Source organism: Nocardia panacis (genome assembly GCF_003598715.1).
Lineage (GTDB): Bacteria > Actinomycetota > Actinomycetes > Mycobacteriales > Mycobacteriaceae > Nocardia > Nocardia panacis.
The window spans coordinates 152,664-174,923 of record NZ_QZFU01000012.1; the positions used below are offsets into that span (position 1 = coordinate 152,664).

At 67.4% G+C, this 22,260-nt stretch carries 18 protein-coding genes and 1 pseudogene; 9 read left to right on the plus strand and 10 right to left on the minus strand.

Annotated elements, in window-relative coordinates; genetic code table 11:
* Window positions 1-2: 2 nt before the first annotated feature.
* Both D5S18_RS04445 and D5S18_RS04450 read right to left on the minus strand, forming a co-directional pair.
* On the minus strand, window positions 3-671 hold the full coding sequence (locus D5S18_RS04445; protein WP_120038246.1) for a trimeric intracellular cation channel family protein: 669 nt from the start codon (window positions 669-671) through the stop codon (window positions 3-5).
* Between the two features lie 101 nt (window positions 672-772).
* The gene (locus tag D5S18_RS04450; protein ID WP_158607795.1) at window positions 773-2,125 is read right to left on the minus strand and encodes a pentapeptide repeat-containing protein; all 1,353 of its coding nucleotides are present in this window, start codon (window positions 2,123-2,125) and stop codon (window positions 773-775) included.
* Between the two features lie 436 nt (window positions 2,126-2,561).
* Between D5S18_RS04450 and D5S18_RS04455 the strand changes: the two genes are divergently transcribed.
* From D5S18_RS04455 to D5S18_RS04470, 4 genes are all read left to right on the plus strand, one after another.
* The gene (locus D5S18_RS04455; RefSeq protein ID WP_120038250.1) at window positions 2,562-4,220 is read left to right on the plus strand and encodes a DNA repair helicase XPB; all 1,659 of its coding nucleotides are present in this window, start codon (window positions 2,562-2,564) and stop codon (window positions 4,218-4,220) included.
* 40 nt (window positions 4,221-4,260) lie between these two features.
* Window positions 4,261-4,929 carry a DUF3239 domain-containing protein gene (locus D5S18_RS04460; protein ID WP_120038252.1) on the plus strand — a complete coding sequence of 223 codons (669 nt, stop codon included), beginning with the start codon at window positions 4,261-4,263 and terminating at the stop codon, window positions 4,927-4,929.
* Window positions 4,930-4,970: 41 nt separating this feature from the next.
* Window positions 4,971-6,389, plus strand: a complete 1,419-nt coding sequence (locus D5S18_RS04465; protein WP_239003529.1) for a M1 family metallopeptidase — start codon at window positions 4,971-4,973, stop codon at window positions 6,387-6,389.
* 373 nt (window positions 6,390-6,762) lie between these two features.
* Complete coding sequence (locus tag D5S18_RS04470) at window positions 6,763-7,290, plus strand: LppU/SCO3897 family protein (protein WP_203236582.1); 528 nt, start codon at window positions 6,763-6,765, stop codon at window positions 7,288-7,290.
* A 21-nt stretch (window positions 7,291-7,311) separates the two neighbouring features.
* Here the strand turns inward: D5S18_RS04470 and D5S18_RS04475 are convergent, their stop codons facing one another.
* Window positions 7,312-9,591 carry a helicase-associated domain-containing protein gene (locus D5S18_RS04475; protein ID WP_120038449.1) on the minus strand — a complete coding sequence of 760 codons (2,280 nt, stop codon included), beginning with the start codon at window positions 9,589-9,591 and terminating at the stop codon, window positions 7,312-7,314.
* 74 nt (window positions 9,592-9,665) lie between these two features.
* Here D5S18_RS04475 and D5S18_RS04480 point away from each other — a divergent pair, with 74 nt between their 5' ends.
* Window positions 9,666-9,854, plus strand: a complete 189-nt coding sequence (locus D5S18_RS04480; RefSeq protein WP_120038257.1) for a hypothetical protein — start codon at window positions 9,666-9,668, stop codon at window positions 9,852-9,854.
* 66 nt (window positions 9,855-9,920) lie between these two features.
* Here the strand turns inward: D5S18_RS04480 and D5S18_RS04485 are convergent, their stop codons facing one another.
* On the minus strand, window positions 9,921-10,547 hold the full coding sequence (locus D5S18_RS04485; RefSeq protein WP_120038259.1) for a resuscitation-promoting factor Rpf1 domain-containing protein: 627 nt from the start codon (window positions 10,545-10,547) through the stop codon (window positions 9,921-9,923).
* Between the two features lie 378 nt (window positions 10,548-10,925).
* A complete protein-coding gene (locus D5S18_RS04490) occupies window positions 10,926-11,168 on the minus strand; it encodes a hypothetical protein (RefSeq protein WP_120038261.1) in 243 nt (80 codons plus the stop codon).
* 202 nt (window positions 11,169-11,370) lie between these two features.
* On the opposite strand from D5S18_RS04490, the gene D5S18_RS04495 reads away from it, so the two are divergent.
* Entirely contained in the window at window positions 11,371-11,793 is a 423-nt protein-coding gene (locus D5S18_RS04495) for a cold-shock protein (protein WP_203236588.1), read from the plus strand.
* Between the two features lie 113 nt (window positions 11,794-11,906).
* Here D5S18_RS04495 and D5S18_RS04500 read toward each other — a convergent pair whose 3' ends face one another.
* The 3 genes from D5S18_RS04500 to D5S18_RS04510 all read right to left on the minus strand — a co-directional run bounded on the left by D5S18_RS04500 (window position 11,907) and on the right by D5S18_RS04510 (window position 15,135).
* A complete protein-coding gene (locus D5S18_RS04500) occupies window positions 11,907-12,440 on the minus strand; it encodes a DUF2771 domain-containing protein (RefSeq protein WP_120038265.1) in 534 nt (177 codons plus the stop codon).
* On the minus strand, window positions 12,433-14,262 hold the full coding sequence (locus D5S18_RS04505) for an MFS transporter (RefSeq protein WP_120038266.1): 1,830 nt from the start codon (window positions 14,260-14,262) through the stop codon (window positions 12,433-12,435). The genes D5S18_RS04500 and D5S18_RS04505 overlap by 8 nt, the downstream gene beginning before the upstream one ends.
* Before the next feature lie 96 nt (window positions 14,263-14,358).
* Window positions 14,359-15,135 carry a glutaminyl-peptide cyclotransferase gene (locus tag D5S18_RS04510; RefSeq protein WP_120038268.1) on the minus strand — a complete coding sequence of 259 codons (777 nt, stop codon included), beginning with the start codon at window positions 15,133-15,135 and terminating at the stop codon, window positions 14,359-14,361.
* 17 nt (window positions 15,136-15,152) lie between these two features.
* Between D5S18_RS04510 and D5S18_RS04515 the strand changes: the two are divergent.
* Together D5S18_RS04515 and D5S18_RS04520 are read left to right on the plus strand one after the other, a co-directional pair.
* Window positions 15,153-15,965 (plus strand): annotated as a pseudogene (locus D5S18_RS04515) (DUF3027 domain-containing protein); the annotation flags it as partial.
* 209 nt (window positions 15,966-16,174) lie between these two features.
* Window positions 16,175-19,087 (plus strand): sacsin N-terminal ATP-binding-like domain-containing protein, encoded by a 2,913-nt coding sequence (locus D5S18_RS04520; protein ID WP_120038272.1) that lies wholly within the window; start codon window positions 16,175-16,177, stop codon window positions 19,085-19,087.
* 27 nt (window positions 19,088-19,114) lie between these two features.
* Here D5S18_RS04520 and D5S18_RS04525 read toward each other — a convergent pair whose 3' ends face one another.
* The gene (locus D5S18_RS04525) at window positions 19,115-19,729 is read right to left on the minus strand and encodes a TetR/AcrR family transcriptional regulator (RefSeq protein ID WP_239003530.1); all 615 of its coding nucleotides are present in this window, start codon (window positions 19,727-19,729) and stop codon (window positions 19,115-19,117) included.
* A 166-nt stretch (window positions 19,730-19,895) separates the two neighbouring features.
* On the opposite strand from D5S18_RS04525, the gene D5S18_RS04530 reads away from it, so the two are divergent.
* Window positions 19,896-21,935 (plus strand): neutral/alkaline non-lysosomal ceramidase N-terminal domain-containing protein, encoded by a 2,040-nt coding sequence (locus tag D5S18_RS04530; protein ID WP_120038274.1) that lies wholly within the window; start codon window positions 19,896-19,898, stop codon window positions 21,933-21,935.
* A 70-nt stretch (window positions 21,936-22,005) separates the two neighbouring features.
* Here D5S18_RS04530 and D5S18_RS04535 read toward each other — a convergent pair whose 3' ends face one another.
* Window positions 22,006-22,245, minus strand: coding sequence for a DUF2530 domain-containing protein (locus D5S18_RS04535; protein WP_120038276.1), 240 nt, complete (start codon window positions 22,243-22,245; stop codon window positions 22,006-22,008).
* Window positions 22,246-22,260: the final 15 nt, after the last annotated feature.

A 22,260-nucleotide genomic window follows, 5' to 3' on the forward strand; every position in this document is an offset into this window, starting at 1 on the left:
GCCTAGTTCTTGATATGGCGCAGCGCCTGGGGCGCGCGCCAGCCGAATCGTCGGGCGAGCAGCCGCAGCACAATGGCCGATGCCGCGGCCAGCGCGCCCGTCCACGCCTGATAGAGGCCGTAGTGCAGCAGTACGGCGGTGACCGCGGACCCGATCAGCGCGGGCACCGCGTACAGCTCCTGATCGGGACGCAGCACACTGGGCGTCAGCCCGGCCAGCAGATCGCGGATGACACCGCCGCCGATCCCGGTCACCATCCCGAGCAGCGCGGCGGTGGCGGCGCCGGTGCCCCAGTGGTAGGCCACCACGGTCCCGGTCACGCAGAACAGGCCGAGCCCGATCGCGTCGAACACCTCCAGCGGCCCGCGCACCAGTCGGGCGGGCGGATGCCGCAGGAAGACGATGAGGGTGGCGGCCAGCGAGACGCACAGGAAGGTGAGGTCGGTGAAGGCGGCGGGTGGCGTGCGTCCGATCAGCAGGTCGCGGATGACGCCGCCGCCGAGCGCGGTCGCGCAGGCCAGCACCGCCATCCCGAAGATGTCCAGATTCTTGCGCACCGCGAGCAGCGCCCCGGAGGTGGCGAACGACAGCACCCCGAACAACTCCCCGGCCCGCTGCGCCACATTGACGGCCGAATCGAGCTGGGTCGCCAAAATCTGCACCGCGGCCATCTGCTCCTATTTCCTTCCCGACGTTCCACCCGACGCTAGTACATCCGACCCACCCCGCCTCACCCCGGGGGAAAGGTAAATGGGTGATACTTGTGACCGCGCTATACGGATTCGGAGCTAAGGGCAGGTGCGGTCTCACCAGAAGCTGGGGCGGGAGGCCAAGATTCTGGCTTCACGTTCATCGGCTTGAGCGAGATATCGACATCCCAATCAAATGTTGGGGCGGAATCCCAGCGTTTTGGGGTGTCGAATGTGACGGCATCGGATCCGAACCTTGCTCCGATGAAACTGGACTCTTCGGACCAGGACGCATTTGTGAATATGGCTTCGCCGGAGAATGACGTGTTGTCGAAGTTGGCGCCGGCGGAGAATGTAGTGCCCTTGAAACTGACACTGCCCGAGAAGCTTGCGCAATGGAACGTGGCGTCTCCAGCAAATGTTGTGTCTCTGAACACAGCGTAGTTGGCGAACCTCGTGTCGCCGAAGTCGGCATGACCTTCAAACAATGCTCCGTCGAACGCGGCGTGCTTGGCGAAAATTGTGCCACTGAATACGATATCTCCAGCGAACCTGGTACCGCTGAACATGGCCAAGCCGGGGAGGGTTAGATCGGCGAACATCGTGTAGTCGGCGAAGGATGCATCGCTGAACGTGATATGACTGGCGAAGGTTGCTTCGTAGAACAACGCTTCGCCACAGAAGGTTGTATCGTCGAACATGACATCCCCGAGAAAGCTCGCTCCGCTGAACTCCGTGTTCCGGCTGAAGGTTGCACCGTCGAAGCTAGTGTTTCCGGTGAATATCGCGCCGTGGAACAAAATATCACCGACGAAGTTGGCCTGCCGGAATTCCACGTCTTCCAGTTGAGCAGCACGGAAGTCGAAGGTGTTGTCGGACCAGCTGATATGAGCACCGTTGCGAACGCGGTCCGCGATCACTCGCAAGATGGTTTGCCGAACTTCCTTGTCGTTCTGAAGATACTCGAAGTGGTCCTCGACATCGGTGTCGTTGTCTGAGGAAGGCTCCTTTGCTTTTCTAATTCTCTTTGTCTGGTGGTTGGCTGCCCGTTGCGGGTCATACGGCAGCCGAAGGTAACCGCAGAGGACATCGATGCATTGCTGTCGCTGCGATCCGGCCGTCTCATCGGCTAAGACCGCCATCGCGTACACGCCGGCGATTCGAACAGAGGCCTGGTTGGCGCCAAGTTGCGCAGCAGCCGCACCGAATCGCTCGATGAATCGCCCTTGCTCGGTGTCTCGTTGCCGGCGATAGGCAATGACCAGAGCGACAACTGCGCCAACACTGCCAGCGATTGTCAGGGATAACTTGGTGATGTCGATCGGATCAGCGGGCTTGGAGCTGGTATGGATTGCGTATCCCAACAGCCACATTGCGCCTGCAACGATGGCCGAACCACCGGATATGGCCAGGAGAACCGCAGATAGAAGCGGCATTTTCCGCATTCTCGAACGCATGGCCGATTGCTCTGACCTGAGTCGCGTTGGTGCCGACCTGAGTTGTCCTGAAATACTTTGGACAACTGTATGTTTCGTGTCCGATGCCACGTTGTGGATCCTGCCGCATCAGCGAGCTGCGTTCCAGGTTTCGGCGCTTAGACCGCTTCGTGTCGAACCTCCCTGGAGCCTCAACCCGTATACGACCGGACTGGCCCTACTAACCTCCGGTAAACAGTTCGTTGTACGACCATATCCGGGGGTCTCGCGCGAACGGGCTGGTCGGCGATCTGTAGATCGGCGCCAGTGACATCTCAGCAAGGTGATCGTCGCGTGGAATAAAGGAAGGGGGGTTTGCGCTGGATAGAGCCGGTGCGGTGGGGCGGATGTCGGCGGGGTCGGCAAGAATGGGCGGGACTCGAAGGTAGGAGGGACTGTGACTGACGGTCCGTTGATCGTGCAGAGCGACAAGACGCTGCTGCTGGAGGTCGAGCACGCGTCGGCCGCCGCGGCGCGGCAGGCCATCGCGCCGTTCGCGGAGTTGGAGCGCGCGCCCGAACATGTGCACACCTACCGGGTGACGCCGCTGGCGCTGTGGAACGCGCGGGCGGCGGGCCACGATGCCGAGCAGGTGGTCGACGCGCTGGTCAGCTTCTCCCGCTACGCGGTGCCGCAACCGCTGCTGGTCGACGTGGTCGACACCATGGCCAGATACGGCCGGTTGCAGCTGGTCAAACATCCGGCCCACGGTTTGACGCTGGTCAGCCTGGATCGCGCGGTGCTGGAGGAGGTGCTGCGGCACAAGAAGATCGCGCCGATGCTCGGCGCCCGTATCGATGCCGACACCGTGGTCGTCCATCCCTCCGAGCGCGGTCGGATCAAGCAGATGCTGCTCAAGATCGGCTGGCCCGCCGAGGATCTGGCGGGTTACGTCGATGGCGAGGCCCATGCCATCGATCTGGACTACGAGGGCGGGCACTGGGAGTTGCGCGACTATCAGCAGTTGGCGGCGGATTCGTTCTGGGCGGGCGGCTCGGGTGTGGTGGTGCTGCCGTGCGGTGCGGGCAAGACCATGGTCGGCGCCGCCGCGATGGCCAAGGCCAAGGCGACGACGTTGATCCTGGTCACCAATACCGTGGCCGGTAGGCAGTGGCGGCGCGAGCTGTTGGCCCGTACCTCGCTCACCGAGGACGAGATCGGCGAGTACTCCGGTGAGCGCAAGGAGATCCGGCCCGTCACCATCGCGACCTACCAGGTGATCACCCGGCGCACGAAGGGTGAGTACAAACATCTCGAGCTGTTCGACAGCCGCGATTGGGGCCTGGTCATCTATGACGAGGTGCATCTGCTGCCCGCCCCGGTCTTCCGGATGACGGCGGATCTGCAGTCGCGTCGCAGGCTCGGCCTGACCGCGACGCTGGTGCGCGAGGACGGTCGCGAGGGCGATGTCTTCTCGCTGATCGGCCCGAAGCGGTATGACGCGCCGTGGAAGGATATCGAGGCGCAGGGTTGGATCGCGCCCGCCGACTGTATCGAGGTGCGCGTCACCCTCACCGACGCCGAGCGCATGTCCTATGCCACGGCGGAGCCGGAGGAGCGCTACAAGCTCTGTTCCACCGCGCATACGAAGATCGCGGTGGTGGAGTCGATTCTGGCCCGGCATCCGGATGCGCCGAGTCTGGTCATCGGGGCGTATCTGGATCAATTGGACGAGTTGGGTGCGGCGTTGAACGCGCCGGTCATCCAGGGGTCGACGAAGACCAAGGAGCGCGAGGAACTGTTCGACGCCTTCCGGCGCGGGGAGATTCCGGTGCTGGTGGTGAGCAAGGTGGCCAACTTCTCCATCGATCTGCCGGAAGCCTCGGTGGCGGTGCAGGTTTCGGGGACCTTCGGGTCGCGGCAGGAGGAGGCGCAGCGACTCGGTCGGTTGTTGCGGCCCAAACACGATGGGGGCCAGGCGCACTTCTACTCGGTGGTGGCGCGCGATACCCTTGATGCCGAATATGCCGCGCATCGCCAGCGTTTCCTGGCCGAGCAGGGGTACGCGTATCGCATCACGGATGCCGACGATTTGCTCGGCCCGCCCATCGGATAAGCGGAGGGGTCACCTCCACAAATTGTGCTAGGAATATACGGTGCGACGCTTCGACTTCCCCGTGGACCGAGCACACGCGCACGCCGTCAACGAAGTCAGCGCCGCGGTGTGTCGGATGCGAATCGCCGCAGGGGCGGCCGCATCGGTCGGCGCGGCAGGCACCGCCGCGCTGATCTGGGTGGACCACCCCTGGACCTACCTGCTGTCGGTGGCTTTCGCCCTGGCGACGGTGATCGCACTGTGGGCGGTGTGGTGGATTCCGCACCGCTCCGGTATCGATCGGCTCTACCGCGACGGCGAACTGGTGCCCGCCGTGGTGTCGCAGACCTATCCGAGCGGGGTGGTGCTGCTCGCACTTGTCGATCTGGCCCGGCCGGATTCCCCCGGTCCCCGCCGATATGCCTTGATCACCAAGAAGGTTCGCGAACTACCCGGCCACATCGCCAAGACGGGGGAGCGGGTGCCTGCGGTGGCGGTGCGCGCCGATCGCGCACCCGGCATCGGTGAGCGCTGGCAGACCGTGAGCGCCATGCCCATCGCCTGGGGCACCCGCGACCAACGTGTCATCGAACGGGCGCGCGCCGCCATCGGCGAGACCGAGTGGCGACTGCTCACCGACAATCTCGAACTCACCGACAAGGTGCGTCACAGTTCCGCGCGCAGGTTGCTGCTCGATCCACAGGGGTTGCCCGGCGATTTGGGCGCATAGAAAGGGCCTAGTTCTCCGTCGAGACCGATACCATCGCTCGGATGCCCTGGTCGACAGTGGTGCGGAGGGGTGGTGCGCGGATGCGATGGTTCGGGTCGGCGGCGGCCGCGATGGCGAGCGTGCTGGTGGCTTTCGGCGCCGCGGCGGCGGATTCGTTCGTCGGCGCGCCCGGACTCGGCGATCCCTACTATCCGACGGACGGCAATGGCGGCTACCACGTGCGCCACTACGACCTAGCCCTCGACTACGACCCGCCCAGCCACCGGCTCACCGGCACCGCCCGCATCGATGCCGCGGCCGATCAGGCGCTGAGCGCGTTCAGTCTCGACTACGCCGGACCCGAGGTCCGAATGGTGTCGGTGAACAACCTGCCCGCGACCTTCGATCGCAATGGCGCGCACAAGTTGACCATCGTGCCCGCGCTTGCGCTGCTGCCTGGTCTGCCCTTCTCGGTGACCGTCGACTATTCCGGCACGGCCGCCGACACCCACGGCGACGGCTGGACCTATGCCAATAGCGGCGGCGCGTTCGTCGACGGCGAACCGCACGGTGCGACCTCGTGGTACCCGCTCAATGACACGCCTTTGAACAAGGCGACTTTCACGCTGCACGCGCGGGTGCCCGCCGAGTGGTCGGTGATCGCCAACGGGGTCAATACCGAGAACACGGTGCTGGACGGTATCCGGCGATCCACCTGGGAGACGCATCAACCCACCCTCGGCTACCTCACGACCGTCGCCATCGACAAGTTCGAATTCCTCGAGCAGCGCCGCGCCGACGGCACCCCATTGCTCAGCGCCTTCGCTCCGGCGGTGCGGCAGCTGCGGGAGATCGAGCTGCGCCTGCCCGAAGCCCTGGATTTCCTCGAAAGTCTGTACGGCCCATACCCGTTCGACGCGGCGGGTGGTATCTACGTCGACACCGATCTGAAGGCCGCGCTGGAGACGCAGACCAGGCCGGTCTACGCGCCGTGGGCCGACCTGGGCACCATGGTGCATGAGATGACTCACCAGTGGTGGGGTGATTCGATGTCGGTGCGTCAGTGGTCCGATATCTGCCTCAACGAGTGTTTCGCCAGCTACACGGCCGACTATCTGTGGCCGGAGCGCAAAGAGGGCCGAGACGTGGATGCCGACTACCGGGCCTCATTGGACGAGCACCGCGACGATCAGGAATTCTGGGATATCGCGCTCGGCGATCCCGGTCCCGGCCACGAGTTCTCCTCGGTCTACACCAGGGGTCCGCTGTTCCTGCACGCGCTGCGCCTGCGCCTGGGCGACACCGTATTCTTCAGTGCGATAAGGGATTTCTACACCGCGCACGTCTACGGGAATGCCTCCCTGCCCGAGTTCCGCGCCTTCATCCAGACCAGGACGGCGCAGGATCTGGGCGGCTTCCTCGCCGCCTGGCTTGACCGGGCGAGTATGCCGCCGGAGGAGTTCCTGTTTCCGCCGCGATAGCCTTGTCCATCGGTTCGCGGTGGGCGCGGCGGAATTCGACAAAATTCCGGATGGAACGGCGTAACGACTCACGTGCCCGCGACGACACTCCCGGTGGATCGACGGTCGATCCGTACGGCGAAAGGTGTTGTCAATGAACTACTTTGGTCTGCAGCTGCTCCAGGGATTCCTGCCCCGAATTCTGGGGTTGGCGGTGCTGGGCATGTGGGGTATGCACTGACCTCCTCGGCTACGTCGACCCGCATGCCAGGGCGCCCGAGGGGGCCGCGTGCGGGCGGAATTAGCCCGCAGGGCTGATGCGACCCGGTGCGTGCGCAGGTATTCTCACCCGCGTTCACGAACCGTGAACATGTTCGGTGAGAAAGGTTTCCACGTGAAGATTCCAGGTGCGAGGCTGCTGGCGCGTATCGCGCTCGCCCTCGTGGCGCTGGCCGCGGTCGCGATCGCGGTGACGGGCTGTTCGGCGGTCAAGGAGGCGAGCAAGTCCGACACGGCGAAGGCGAAGGTCGGCGACTGCATCAATGTGATCAAGGCGTCGGAATCGGACTCCAAGACCGAACCGGTGGACTGCTCCTCGGAGAAGGCGCTGTACAAGGTCACCAAGACCTTCGACAAGAAGAGCGACTGCGCCGCGGGCAATGTGGGCTATGACGAGACGCTCAACAACAAGACCCTGGCGTACCTGTGTCTGACGCCGAACTTCAAGCAGGGCAAGTGCTATGCCGATGTCGGCAACACCGGCTACAAGCTGGTCGACTGCACGGCCGCCGAGGCATCGTTCAAGATCATCCAGCGCATCGATGGTCAGGCCGACGAACTGGCCTGCGGCACCGACTCGGAGAAGTTCCTCACCATCGACGACCCCAAGACCACGTTCTGCCTGGCCAAGCCCAAGGCTTGAGTTCCGGCAGGTGCGTGCACCTCAGTCCAGCAGGGCGACCGACGCGATCCGGTGCAGTGTGAAATGCCGGATCGCGCCGGTCACCGGGTCGACCGCGTCGAGTTGGCCATTGCCGACCCGCACCGGTTCGACCACCCGCTGCGTGGCGACGCCCTGAGCGTCCACGTAGCCGATATGCACCGACCGCCGCACCCGCGCGGCCAATTGGAGCAGCGCCAGCGTGGCCGCGGTGCTGGTGCGGGTGCCGTCGGTGCGCACCGTCTGTCCGGCGCGGGCGCCTGCCGCCCGATCACCCGCCCGCAGTTCGGTGACCAGTAGTTCCAGCTGCTCCCGGCTGGGCGGTGTCGGCCGATACGACTGACGGGCATTGGGCCGCGATGCGATTCGCGCACCGCGCGGACGCAGGTCCACGATGATGCCCGAGGAGTCCTCGCCCGAGGGCGCGAAGCCGGCCGCACGCAACTCGTCGAGCACCTCGCCCAGCGGTGCCTGCGAGATGGCCACCGTCGGGGCGATGGCGCGCAGTACCAGCGTCGCGGCCACCGGGGCGGCCAGCACTTGGGCGAGCAGGGCGGGATCGTCGCTGCGCACGAAGGATTGGGCCATCCCCACCCGCAACTGGCCGTGGCGGCGCGCCACATCATCGATCAGATAGGTCAGCGCCTGCGGGACCGGCGTGCGCGAGTGCTTGGTGAACAGCGTGTGCAACTCGGCGGCGGTCATCCCCGCGTCGAGCGCGCGTCGCACCGAAACCTCGCCGACGCGATAGACCGTTGCCGCACCCGCGGATTCGACATTGGCCACCAGCGCGATACGCTGCTGCAGCTCGGGCGCCAGCGGACCGGGCGCGATCACCGTCAGATCCGCCTGCACCAGCACGTGATCCACCGGTTCGGGCAGCGCGGCGTCCATCTCCGCCTCGGCGTCGGCCGGGCTGGTCGGCGTGCCGTGCAGCAGGGCCCGGCCCGCCGAGGTCAGCGCGCCGCGACCGACCAGGCCGAGCATCGTCGCCTCCGCCAGTGTGTTGCGGACCGCGTCCAGCCGGAAATGCCTGCGCCACCTCGGCTGCCGCCAGGCCAGGACGCGGCCGATATCCGCCGGATCCAGTGCGCTGCCGGAAGGCAGTTCGGCGAGCAGGCCCAGGATGGTGCGGCGGTCGCGCGGCGCGATCGGGTTGCGCAACTCCAGCGCCAGCGCGGCCAGCGGTTTGTCATTGGCGTCGCGCATACCGATCATCCATGGCAGCCGATCCATCTCGAGCCAGGACTGCGCCAGGACCACCCACCGATGCGCGGGCGAACTTTCCGACCAGGCGTCGGCGGCCGGGGTCGGCCCCCAGAAATCGTCGGTCTCGATTTCCGGCGCGAGATCGGGGAGTCCCTTCTCGATCAGCTTGGCCGTCGACAGCACCTCCGCGAGCAGCCCGATTCGCTGTTCGTCGATCCCGGTCTGCTTGGCGATCCGACGCAGTTCCCGCACTCCCAGTCCGCCTGCACGCAGCGCCGGCGCGGGAGCCTGGCCCAATGCGGTCAGAATGTCGGCGCAGTGGCGCAGCAGCTCACCCACCTCGCCCGCCGCCGCGGCATTGACCTCGGCCGAGGTCAGCTTCACCGTGGTCGGATCGGGTTCGCGCAGCGCGTGCGGATCGGTGACGGGCTCGTTGCGCAGCACCTGGCCGACGGTCATCGGCAATTCGACGGTCTCGTCATCGATGCGGATGAGCAGGCGGCGCTCCAGTAGCCGAGGCACCGGACGATCGGGCGGTGTTCCCGGCGCCGCATCCCTGGTGCGTCCGCGCGGCCCGGTGGTAGCGAGTTTGTCGAGCAGGTTTCGTTCGGTCGGCGGCAGTTCGGCCAGTGCCGCGACGACCTCGGGTTCGGTGAGCGCGTCCGGGAGTTCGGTGGTGGAGCCGATAGGCCAGGGCAGTGCCTCGGCCGTCGCCGTGACCGGATGCAGCGCCGCACCCTCGGTCCAGATGAGCGCGCGCTCGGTCAGCCGCTCCAGTGCCGCGTCGACCGCCGCCTTGCCGACCCGCTCTCTCAATTGCCCGTGCAACTGTTTGCGGTCCAGCGGCGCGGTGGTGAGACCGTGCACCGCGAGGGTTTCCAGCACGGCGAAATCCAGCGTGTTCAGGTCGTCGGTGGCGCGCAGCACCGAGGCGCGCTGTTCGGCGCGGGTGGCCAGCACGGCCATCGAGGACGGTAGCGGCACCGCCAGATCGGGCCGCAGCTCGAGCAGGGCAACCAGCTGGGCATCGCTGCGGGCGGCGAGCCATCCGGCGAGGGATTCGGTCGCGGACATCTGATCCAGCGTACGGGGACCGGTGCGGCACCGTCGGACGGGAAGCCCGGTGGTTCCCATGTCACAATGGGGCCGTGGTGAACAAATCGAAGAAACCGTATGTCGACAACGGCTGGCCCCGGCTGGCCGATGGTGATCACGCGGTCACCGAGCTCTCCTCGACCCGCTCGGGCGGGCTGTCCCCGTTCGGTGAGGACATCGAATTCCCGGTTCCGGCCGAGCAACTGCCCTACGCGCACCCTCGGACGGTGATCAACCGCTGAGTCCGCGACGCGAATAAAGGCCCCGCATCGGCAAGGATGCGGGGCCTTTATTGATGCTGTGTGGCCTTACTGGGGGAGCAGTCCCTTATTGGCCTGGTAGAAGTTCACCACCGCCGGGTCCAGCTTCACGTTGTTGGCCTTGGCGGTATTGATGAAATCGAGCGCCTCCTTGGGCACCGTGACGCCCTGGCTCTGCACGACCTCGATCGCGCGGTCGACCGCGGAGAAGACCTGCTGGCTCTCATCGGGGGCGGCCTGCGCTTGCTGCTGCTGCGGGGCTTCCGGGGTCCAGCGGGGGGCCTGGGGGGCGGTGCGCTGCGAGGGCGCGCTGCTCAGACCGAGGCGGGAGGAGCAGGAGGGCCATGCGCCCCAACCCTGCGAGGCGAGCACCTTCTCGGCGACCGTGATCTGCTGTTCGCGGCTGGCCTGGCTGGCAGTGGAGGCGAATTCCTGACCGCCGTGGGCGGCCCAGGTGCTCTGCGAGAACTGCACCCCGCCGTAGTAGCCATTACCGGTGTTGATTCCCCAGTTGCCGCCCGCTTCGCACTGTGCGAGCTGGTCCCAGTCGGAATCGGGTGCCGCGCTGGCGTTTCCAGCGAGGGCCACACCCGCGGTGCCGAAGATGGCGCCGGTGACGGCGACCTTGGCTACGGTGCGACCGGTGTTGGTCGGCTTGCGATGGCGTCCACTCATTTCCGGTTGTCTTCCTCTCGTACGCACCTGCGAGTGATAGGTCGGTCCGGACTGAGAGGTCGTCCGTCCCGCCCTCGCCCCTATTTCCGTATTGGAGTCCGGTACCCGCGGGGCGAGGCTCGGTGCGGCGGGCCGGTGGCGCCGGGTGTGCCCGGCTGCATAAGACCGTACGACGATCGCCGGGAAAAATCACCATTTGGTAACCGGCGTGTGCGGCGGCGTCTCGGTGGAGTATCGGAGGGTATCGGGCCTTCGGCCCAGCTAGGCGGGCGTCGGAACGGACTTGAACGGACCGTCACCGCGCTGTGACCTTCTCGTTATGTGACGAGGATCACATCAAACTTCCGGTAACGATAACCGCCCGCCCTCGGTTGCATGTCATCTGACCCGGCGACCCGACCACAGCGCGTACCCAATGGCCAGCAGGAAGCCGATCGGGGTCAGCATGGCGACCAGATACAACCACACGCCGGGATCGTGCCCGCCGAACACCGACGTCAGGAAGATGCCGACGATCGCGAGCAATCCGATTCCGAACAGGCCGAGCGCCAGGCGCAGCAGCCACCCGCCGGAGCGGCGCGGCGCGCCGCTCGGCGACGGAGTTTTCGAAGAGTTCGTCACCGCTCGACCGTAAAACTGATGTGCTCGCGCTATTCGCACCGGGGTAGACTCGGTGCAATCGCGTCCTGCATCCCTGCGGGGCGCGTTCTTTTCGCAAACTGACTGGACCTGTTCGCGGCGGTGTCGCACGGGTGGGTCCCGAGCAGATGGATGTTGCTCGGACCAGCCTGGTCCGAGTGTCGACGATGAACGGGTGAGCGCAGTGCCGACCGGCAGGGTGAAGTGGTACGACGTCGAAAAGGGCTTCGGCTTCCTTTCCCAGGACGAAGGTGAGGACGTCTATGTCCGCTCGTCCGCGCTGCCCGAAGGTGTCGAGGGTCTCAAACCCGGTCAGCGCGTGGAATTCGGGATGGCCGCCGGTCGGCGCGGTCCGCAGGCGCTGAGCCTCAAATTGCTCGAGGCCCCGCCCTCGGTGCGTCAGAGCGCCGAGCGCGGTCCGCGCGGCAAGGATCCGGCGCATCCGCGCAAATCCCCCGATGAGCTGCACGGCCTGGTCGAGGACATGATCACGCTGCTGGAGACGAAGGTCCAGCCGGATCTGCGCAAGGGCAAGTATCCGGATCGCAAAATGGCCCAGCGCATTTCCGAGGTCGTGCGCGCGGTCGCCCGCGAACTCGACCACTGAGTCCGCGCCTTTTCGGACAGTCGTGTCGACGCCCTTCCGGTCGTAGCTCGTAAAATGCGGCGCGCGAACCCGATTCGGTTCGCGCGCCGCGCTGTCGTATGCCGGTGCGGGTCTCAGTACGGCGTATTGATCGACCACCGCGCGTGCGGCAGGTAGAACTCGCGGCCGGTATCGACATCCCTGGCCAGGATCGGCAGTTGGAATTCGACGCCGATCAGGTGCAGTCCGGGCTCCGGGCGCGAGGGGATGGTCAGCGATACGGTGCCCGGCGCGTAGTCGGCGTGGCTGATCACCCTGGCGACCCGCTCGGAGGTCGGCAGCTCGTAGATGAGCTGGGCCAACCACGGCGCCTCGGTGACCTGTTTGGGCAGCGATATCTGCAATGGATAGCCGCTGGGCACCGGCAGTTGCGCGGTCTCGCCGTGACGGCAGTCCTGCATGCGCACCGTGCAGTACTCGTACGGCGCGACGGTGATCGCGCGCCCGTGCGCGTAGGCCGTGATCTGCGGGTCCCGCTCCGGCGCGCGGTGCACCGCGAGGGCGAGGATGCCGACGAAGGCGGCCGCGCCCACCACCAGCGCGGCCACCACCAGCGCGACGATGGTCCGGGTGCTCGGCTTCCTGGTCGCCGCGCTGCGCTCACTCACTGATCGGATCTCCTATGCCTCGATGGGTCTGCGGGTCGGTGCGGCGGGCCGCGCTCGGTGTTTCCGTGTGGCGGGCCACGCTCTGTGTCTCAGCGTGCGGCACTTCCTGTTCGGCGTGCTGCGGACGGTTGCCGCCGAGTCCGGGCAGCAGCGAATGACCGCGGAAGCTGAGCAGGGTCTGGGCCAGTCCGAGCACGAGTATCGCCGATACCACGGCGAAACCCTTCCAATAGTCGGTCGGCAGCAGTACGCCCGCCGCGCCGCCGATCACCCAGCTCAATTGCAGCACCGTCTCCGAGCGGCCGAAGCCGGAGGCGATGGACTCCGGCGGCAGGTCGTCCTGGATGGAGGCGTCCAGCGACACCTTGGCCAGCGCGCTGGCCGCCGAGGCGACCAGTGTGGCCAGCGCCGCGCCGAGCAGGCTATTGGTGACCGTGGCGACCAGCGCGATCATCGCGCACGCCGCAGTGCAGCCCAGCACCACCTGTGCGGGTTTGCCCAGTTCGAGTCGCGCGCCAGTGGCATTCCCGGCGAAGTTGCCGATACCGGCCGCCGCGCCGACCACGGCCAGCATGGCCGCCTGCTGCAGTGGGCGGTGCTCGGTCGATTTCGCGACGAAGGCCACATAGAAGGTGAGGAATCCGGTGAGCACCCGGATGGCGCTATTGCCCCACAGGCCCGTCACCACCGCCCGACCCAGTGGCTGCCTGCGCTTGCGCGGCGGCACCGCCGACTCCTCGCCCGGATGCAGCACCTCGGTGCGCCTGCCCTCGCCGTGATAGCCGATGGTCGCGGGCACCTCGCCCTCGGTGACCTCCACCCAGCTCGGTATCCGCAGGCTCAAATAGACGCCCGCGACGGCGATGGCGACGGCCAGCACCAGCGCGCCCGGCGATTTCGCGATGGCGGCGGCCAGCGCGGCCACCGCGCCCGCGCCGATGGTGCCGCCGACGAGACCGAAGACGGTGAGTCGGGAGTTGGTGCGCACCAGATCGATCTCCGGCGGCAGTACGCGCGGGGTGACCGCGCTCTTGAGCACCGAGAACGATTTGCTGCCGATCATCATGCCCAGTGCCAGCGGATACAGCGCCCAACTGTCGAAGCCGAACAGCAGCAGCAGCGCGATGACCACGCGCACCGCGAACGAGGTGGCCAGCGCCAGCCTGCGGCCGCGCTGCAATCGGTCGAGCAGCGGACCGATCAGTGGGGCGATCACCGCGAAGGGGGCGATGGTGATGAGTAGGTAGAGCGCGACCTTGCCCTTGCTCTCCGCCGAGGCGGCGGAGAAGAACAGCGTATTGGCCAGGGCGACCGCGATGGCCGCGTCGAGGGCGAAATTCGCCATGGTGGCGTAGGTCAGCGCGGTGAGGCCGGATTTATCCGCGCCATTGGCCTCGGCGGCGCGTTTGAAGGTGGCGATTCCGCGTTCGGTGAGTTCGCGGCCGCGCATGGCGGCGACCCTGGTGACGGTGAGTTTGCGCGGAGTGCGCTGGGTGCCGGGCGGGGTCGCGGTCCGGTCGTCCTTCGGGGGTTCTCTCGCGGGTGTCGGCTCGGCGGGCGGTTCCGGCGATAGCCTGTGTGTTCGGTTCAGTTGCGGTCGATCCGCATGCGGCGGCTCCGGCTTCGGGAAGACTCGCCGCGGCTCGCGATGCGTTTCGGTGGGTGTGTCGCCCGAATCGCGCGCCGGGCCGTCGCGGCGCGGCGGTATCCGCCCCGACGGGCGGTTCGGCGGCGGGTAGTGGTCGTATCCGGGATGTCGGGCGGGGTCCTCGCCGTCCCGTCGGTCACGGCCGGGACCGAAGGGTTCGCGAGGAGTAGTCACGCCCCAATTCTTGCCTACAACCGGTCGCGGCGTTCGTGGACGCTCCTGGTGGGGCAGCCGGGGGTGACAAACCTCGCGTTCGGGAAGTGGCGGGTGTCACGCGCTCGGCACGAATCGGACCTCGAAGGTGGTCGGCCAGTGTTTACCGGTCAGCAGGAAATGGTCGGTGCCGGGCACCTGCGCGATCCCGTTGAGCGCGTCGACCCCGGCGCGTTCGGTCGGTGGCAGCAGGCCACCGGCATCGATGACGGCCAGGACGGCCCCGGTCTCCGGATCGATGCGCAGAATGCGGTCCGAGGGCCAGTCATTGGCGTAGACGGATCCGTCGGCGGCGCAGTCGAGTTCATTGAGGCGCGCGTCACGATGTGAGGTGAGTCGAACCGATCCGGTGACGGCGAAGGTGACCGGATCGCGGAAGGTCAGCGTGTGGCTGCCGTCGCTCATTACCAGCCGCTCGGCGCGGGTGCACAGACCCCAGCCCTCGCCGTCGTAGCCGACCCGACCACGTTCGGCCAGCGTCACCGCGTCGCGTGCGATGGCCACGCGGTCCTTCCAGGTCAGTTGCCACAGTGTCGCGCCCGCGCGGGTGATGCCCTCGCCGAACAGCGGGGCGGGCAGGTCCGCCCGCGCCAGTGGCGCGCCCGAGGCGAGATCCATCGCGACCACGCGGGATTCGCCCGCGAGTCCGGTGCTCTCGTAGAGCACGTTCCCGTCGATTTCCAGGCCCTCGGTGAAGGCGTTCGGATCGTGCGGGCGGGTGCCGACGACCTCGACTCGCAGGCGCGGCGTGTCGTCCACGTCGGCCCCGCACGCGCCGGTGGCGAGCAGGGTGATCAAGACTGAGACGGCCAACGAACGCCGCATGCGCTCCATACGGCAAAATGTAGGCCGTGAGCGCAGTTTCTGTTTCGGAGTCCGGCGTACGGCCGATTCTGGCCGATGCCGTCGAGTTGGCCCGCCTAGCGCTCCAGGAGTTGGAACCCGAGGCCGTGGGCGCGCATCTCGGCGTCACCGGCGAGGACGAGTGCGCGGCCACGCACCATTTCGAGGCCACCATGCCCGGCTATCGCGGCTGGCAGTGGGCCGTCGTGGTGGCCGCACCCCCACAGGCCGAGTACGCGACCGTCAGCGAGTCGGCGCTGCTACCCGGTCCGGACGCGTTGATCGCGCCCGAGTTCCTACCGTGGGATCAGCGCGTCCGCCCCGGCGACCTGGCCCCCGGTGATCTGCTGGCGCCGCCGGAGCACGATCCGCGTCTGGCGCCCGGCTACGTCGCCACCGGCGATCCCGAGGTCGACGAACTCGCGTGCCAGATCGGTCTGGGCCGCCGCCAGGTGCTCAGCCGCGAGGGCCGCGAGGAGGCCGCCGCCCGCTGGTACGGCGAATTCGGTCCGGACGCGGAAATGGCCAAGGCCGCCCCCTCCACCTGCGGGCTGTGCGGGTTCTTCCTGCCGCTGGCGGGTTCGCTGCACGCCGCCTTCGGCGTCTGCGGCAATGTCATGGGCGCGGACGGTCACGTTGTGCACGCCGGTTACGGGTGCGGCGCGCATTCGGATGTCGTCATTCCGACCGGTGCGGGCTCCCCGCGCTACGAGGCCTATGACGATGCCGCCGTCGATCTGATCCCCGCTGCGGAACTGGATACCGCCGCCGGTCTCGGAGCGGTTGCCGAAGCGGAAATCACTGCCGCTGAGACGACTTCCATGGATACGGCCGCTCCCGAAGCCGCGAACGGCCTCGACGTCGCCGCGATGACGGCCGAAAGCGTCTCCACTGCGGCGGATTCGGATGTTCGCGCCGAAGCGGCGCACAAGGATGAGCGGGGTGGGGAGTCCACGAAGGTGTCGCCCGCCGCGGTCGATATTCCGCCTCGATCGGGGGAGCGGGCGCAGGCCGGTCCGGCTACGTCGCGTTGACCGATCCTTTCCGGACGTTCGCGCTGCGGGCGGCTGTTCTGGCGGCATGGCGGGATTCGCCGACCCGGCTGCGGGAGGACGCCGCCACCGAGGCGGATCTGGTGGCGGCCGGATATCGGGATCGGCTGCTGACCGAGCTGGCGCAGAACGCGGCGGACGCCGCCGCGAAGGCGGGAGTCGAGGGCCGCGTCCGAGTACGGCTCGACGGTCGAGAGCTGCGTATCGCCAATACCGGTGCGCCACTGGATATCTCCGGGGTGCACGCGCTGACGGCGCTGCGGGCCTCCGGGAAGGCCGATCCGACGGCGGTGGGGCGCTTCGGCGTCGGCTTCACCGCGGTGCTGACGGTCAGTGATGACGTAGAGATCCGGTCCACCACCGGCGGGTTGCGCTTCTCCCGGAGCGAGACGCGAGACGCGCTGCGCGAGTGCGGAATCGAAACCTTCGACGGCGATCCGCCGGTCCTCCGATTGGCTTGGCCGATCGACGCGGGTCCCGATGCCGACGCCGATACCGAAGTGGTGTTGCGCCTGCGCGCCGATATCGACGCCGAGGCGCTGCTGGCCGCGATGCGGGCCGAGGCCGCCGACCTGCTGTTGGAACTACCCGCCCTGCGCGGCATCCGAATCGGCGACGCCGAATTCACCCGCACCGAGCGCGAACTGGCACACCCCGCGCTGCGCGAGTCGACGATCACCGGCCCGGACGACACCCGCCGCACCTGGTGGGAGTACCGCGCTCCGCGCGCCCGCTGGCTGCTGCCGATTCGCGCGGGCCGCCCGATCCAGGCCGCCCCGGATGTGCTGCGCGCCCCGACCCGATCCGATGAGGAGCTCTCCCTCCCGGCGCTGGTCATCGCCGATATCCCCATGCAGCCGGATCGCCGCCGCGTCCTCCCCGGCGCTCGGCTCGCCGAATTGGCGGACGGATACGCGGATTTCGCGGCCGCCCTGCCCGCCCGCGACCGCCTCGTGCTGGTGCCGACCCCCGGTTTCGCCCGCAGCGAGGTCGACGGACTGCTCCGCGAGGCACTGATCACCGAACTACGCACCCACCCGTGGCTTCCGATTGTCACGCCGCGTGCGCCGGATGGCGTTTCGGCGGCGCCCGATCGCAGCGACCCGGCGCTACCGGACCCGGACAGTGGCCTCCTGCCGGATTGGGATTCGGCTGTCGGTGACTCGCCGGTTCCTTTGGACGACGGACTCTTCGCGGTCCCGATCATGCAGTCGGACGGGCGCACCCGCGAATCAGTGACCATTCCCCAGCGGGTGAGTGTATTCGCCGATCTCACCGAGGATTTGGCGATCAAGCTGGCCGATATGGTCGGCCCGCTGGTGATCCCGGAGTTGTCGGGGCAGGCGCAGGTGCAGGCGCTGGCGGTGCTGGATGTGCATCGGCTCGGATTGGCCCGGATAGCGGAGGTTTCGGGCGGCTTGACGCGTGCGCCGCAGTGGTGGCGCGAGTTCTACGCGGCACTGGAGCCGTATGTGGTGGATCCGCTGTCGACGGAGGAACTCGGTGCGCTGGCGGTGCCGCTGGCGGATGGCCGATTGGTGACCGGGCCGCGCACGGTGGTGTTGGATGACCAACTGGCCGAACCGATTCCGGTGCACTGGGCGCGCCTGGTCCATCCGGACGCGACGCATCCGCTGCTGGCCAGGTTGGGTGCGCGCGCGGCCGCGGCCACCGATCTGCTGTGTGATCCGGCCCTGCTCGCCGAACTCGAACAACAGCCCGACGACGACGATCTGGTCGACGCGGTGCTGCGTTTGGCGGTGTATGCCGATCCGGACGCGCTGCCGGACTGGTTGCACCTGGTCGAATTACCCGATACCGCAGGGGATCCGCGACCCGCCGACGAATTGCTGCTGCCCGACGCGCCGTTGGCCGCGCTGCTGGTGGCCGATGCTCCGTTCGGGACGGTGTCGACCGCGGCGGTGGCAGGGTACGGCGCGCGGGCGTTGCGCGCGGTCGGGGTCGGTTGGGATTTCGGCATCCTCATCGAGGACGATCCGACCGGCCCGGATCATGATCTGGACGGTGAGCGGCGTTGGTGGTCCACGCTGTCGGAGGATCCGCCGCGCCTGAGCGCCGTGCGGGATCTCGATCTGATCGATGACGCCGCGTGGCCGATGGCGCTGCGCCGTTTGCTCGATGAACCGCGCACCCGCCGTCTGCTTGCCGATCCGGTGGGGTACACCCCGTGGTGGCTGCGTAATTACGCCCGGATCGATGGGGTCGCGCTGGGCCGGTACCGGCATCCGGAGGATCCGGAATTCGCCGGTCTGCTCCCGGATTTCGCCGTCGACGGATTCGGGCGCGCGGATCTGGACGCGCTGCGAGCTTGTCTCGCCGATCCGGCCGCCATCACCCCGGAGTTGGCCGACGTGCTGCTGGAAGCGCTGGCCGATGCCGCGAAAACCCCTGCTCCCGAGACGGTTTCCCGTGTGCACGCCCGCTTGGCCGCGGCCGTCGATCACCTAGACCTGAATGAGCTGACCCTGCCGGATCAGGTGCGTGCACTGTCCGGCGCGGTGATCGCGGCCGCCGACGCCCTGGTGCTGGACCAACCGTGGTTCGCCTTCGCACTGCCGCAGGATCGCCTGGTGGTGGGCGAACCCGCGACGGCGCAGGCCCTGGCCACGCTGCTGGACCTGCCGTTGGTTTCGGAGGCCGTCACCGCCGAGGTGGTGAGCACCGGTCGGCGCACCGACTGGTCGATCGAGCCGCTCGGCGTTGTGCTGCGCCAACTTTGGGCGTTGCCGCCGCAGCAGGGCGAATTGGTGCTGCACCACGATCTGCGGGTGCGGCTGGGCGGTGCCCTCGAGGCGACGGTCTCGGTGCCGTGGTGGCGCACCGAGACCGCGACCCACATTCGACTGGGTCCTCCGGCGCAACCGCGCTGAGGGTGCCCAATGCTGGGACAGCGCGAATCACACCGCGTTGTCCGCGATCATTCGGCTCAGCAGATCCAGTTGCGCCCGAACGCTTTCGCTGTCGTTGTCGACCAGCCAGCGCAGGACCAGTCCGTCGATCACATTGAGGGTGAAGCGGCTGAGGGTGGTCAGTGGGACCGACCACTGGCCCGCGGTGGCGTCGCGGGCGTGGTCGAGGATATCGGCGACGGTGGTGTCGTTGAAGTTGTACTGTTCGCGGGCGATGGCGAGTTTCGCCGGTGTTTGTTCACCCTCGCGCAATGCGTAGGTGGTGGTTTCATATGTGAGCAGTTGCCGTTCCGGAGTTGCCTCGATGTTGAGCCACATGAGTTCCAGACCCGCGCGGATCAATTTCTGAAGCGCTTCTTTTCCAGTTCCGGCGTCCTGCCATACCGTTTCATTGGCGTCGACGGAATCGCGCAATTCCATCGACAGCGCCTTGACCAGCTCGGTCATCAGCGCGTCCTTGTTTTCGAAACAGTAATGCACCACTCCGAGCGAAACCCCTGCTGCCTGAGCCACATCGCGCGTGGTCACGCCCGCGACACCTTTTTTCTCGGCCAGACCGATGGCGGCCTCGATAAGGTGGGCTCGGCGTTCTTCGACGCTCAATCGGGAGGACACCTCAGCGAGTTAAGCCTCCATCTCGCGCGCAGTCAATTCGCGGCGCGGAAAAATTTGTTGGCGGCGTGATCGACATGCGTGCCTGTGCATTGGAATCCGCACTGGACGGTTGACCAGTTCTGTGGTTCGCTGCCATTGATCGAAGGGAGAGGCCATGCCGGTCTCACGCAGAACCATACTGGGCGCGACGGTCGGAGGGGCCGCACTCGCGGCCGCGCCGAGCGGCCCGGCGTCTTTCGGCGCGCCCACCGCGCACGCCGCGCCCGGCGGATACCGCATCGGCACCGGCATTTCCGATATCACCGGCCCCGCCGCCGAATGCGGCATGATGGGCTACTCCCAGTTGGAGCAGCAGAGCGCGGGCATTCACCTGCGCCCGCGCGCCCGCGCCTTCGTCATCGATGACGGCGCCCATCGCCTGGCCTACGTGGTGGCCGACAACGGCATGATCTTCCAATCCGTGCACCGCGGTGTGCTCGGGGAACTCGCGCGCCGCTTCGGTGACCGCTACACCGAGCAGAATGTGCTGCTCACCTCGATCCACTCGCACGCGACCTGCGGTGGCTCCAGCAACGACTACGCCTACAACGTGTCGATTCTCGGCTTCCAGCAACAGGTTTACGACGCCGAGGTGGCCGGGATCGTCGAGGCGATCGCCGCCGCCGACGCCGACCTGAGCCCCGGCTCGCTCGCGCTCGGCCGCGCCGAACTGACCGACGCGAGCGTCAACAGATCGCGTATCGCCTTCGAGCGCAATCCGATTGCCGATCGGGAATTCTTCCCGAATGCCATCGATCCGGCGGTGACGGCGCTGTCGCTGCTCAAGGACGGTCGCCCGGTCGGGTCGATCACCTGGTTCGCTACCCACGCCACCTCGATGACCAACCAGAACCGGCTGATCAGCGGTGACAACAAGGGCTATGCCGCATTCCGGGCCGAGCACGACGAGCACGGCGTCCGATATCTCGACGGCGCGGCGGATTTCGTGGCCGCCTTCCCACAGACCAACGCGGGCGACATGTCCCCGAATCTGAATCTGCGGCCCGGCTCGGGTCCGACGGAGGACGAGTTCGACAACACGCGGATCATCGGCGAGCGCCAGCATCTGGCCTCGAAAACGGCGCTGGCCCAAGCGCGATCGCTGACCGGCCCGATCGAATCGCTGCTGTGCTACATCGATCTGGCCGATATCGCGGTGGACGGCCGCTTCACCCCGGAAGGCCAACCGCGCCACACCGCGCCCGCCGCGGCCGGGGTGCCGCTCATCGCGGGCAGCACCGAGGACGGGCCGGGACTGCCCGGCGCGCCGGTGCCGGAAGGTGTGCGCAATCCCTTCCTGGACGCGCTGCTCGGTGGTCACGAGGCGGCGGTGCCGGCCTGGCTCGCCGACGCGCAAGCCCCCAAGGCCATCGCACTGCCGTTCGGGCTGCTGCCGCCCGCGCCCTGGGTGCCGAATGTGGTCCCGATCCAGTTGGTGCGCATAGGCGAGCTGTATTTGGCGGCGGCGGGCGGTGAGTTCACCATTGTGGCGGGCCTGCGCATTCGCCGCGCGGTGGCCGCGGCGCTCGGGGTGCCACTCGAGCGGGTGCTCATGCAGGGCTATGCCAACGCCTACCACGAATACGTCACCACGCCTGAGGAATACGACTCCCAGCAGTACGAGGGCGGCTCGACGCTGTTCGGCCGCTACACCTGCTGTGCCTACCAGCAGGAGTTCACAAGGCTGGCAACGACTTTCGCGGCGGGACAGGTCGTGCCGCGTGGACCGGCCCCACGCGATATCTCCGCGAGGCAACCGAACTTCCAGCCCGCGCCCGGACCGGACACCGTCCCGCCGCGCCGCGACTTCGGCGATGTCCTGGTGGCGCCGGTGGACTGTGCCCGCGGCGGACAGGTGGCAGTCGAATTCGTCTCCGCCCATCCGAAACACGATCCGCGCCGCAATGGCACCTTCCTGGAGATCCAGCGTCGAACCGAGGCGGGGGAGTGGACACGGGTGGCCAACGAGGGCGAATGGGCGGTCCGCTACCACTGGCGGCGCGGCGCGGCCGAGGCGTCCATCGCGCGCTTCACCTGGGAGGTGCCCGCCGACGCGCGGCCGGGGCGGTACCGGTTCGCGCACACGGCTCGAGCCCTGCTCGCCGATGGCGCGGCGCATCCCGTCAACGGCACGGCGGAGTTCGATATCACCTGAGCTCGCGGGCCGAATGTATCGCGGTTGCGAAAACGCTTGTGCCACCGAAATATTGAGCGAGAAACAACCCCTATAGACCGGTTTGCGCGCCCTTGTCGCCGCGTCGGGCGCCCCGGCGCTGGATCAGGTAGATGCCGAGTCCGATCAATCCGACCACCAGCCCCATCAGGCAGATCGGACGCGCCGAGGCCCACCTGTCGCCGCCGATCCACACCACGGCACAGGCCACCAGCCACAGCGCGCTGCCGAGGGCCAGCACCGGCCGGGGATCGGTGAACCGCGCTGGAATCTCGGGAACGTTCTCGGGCACGGGAACAGCCTACCG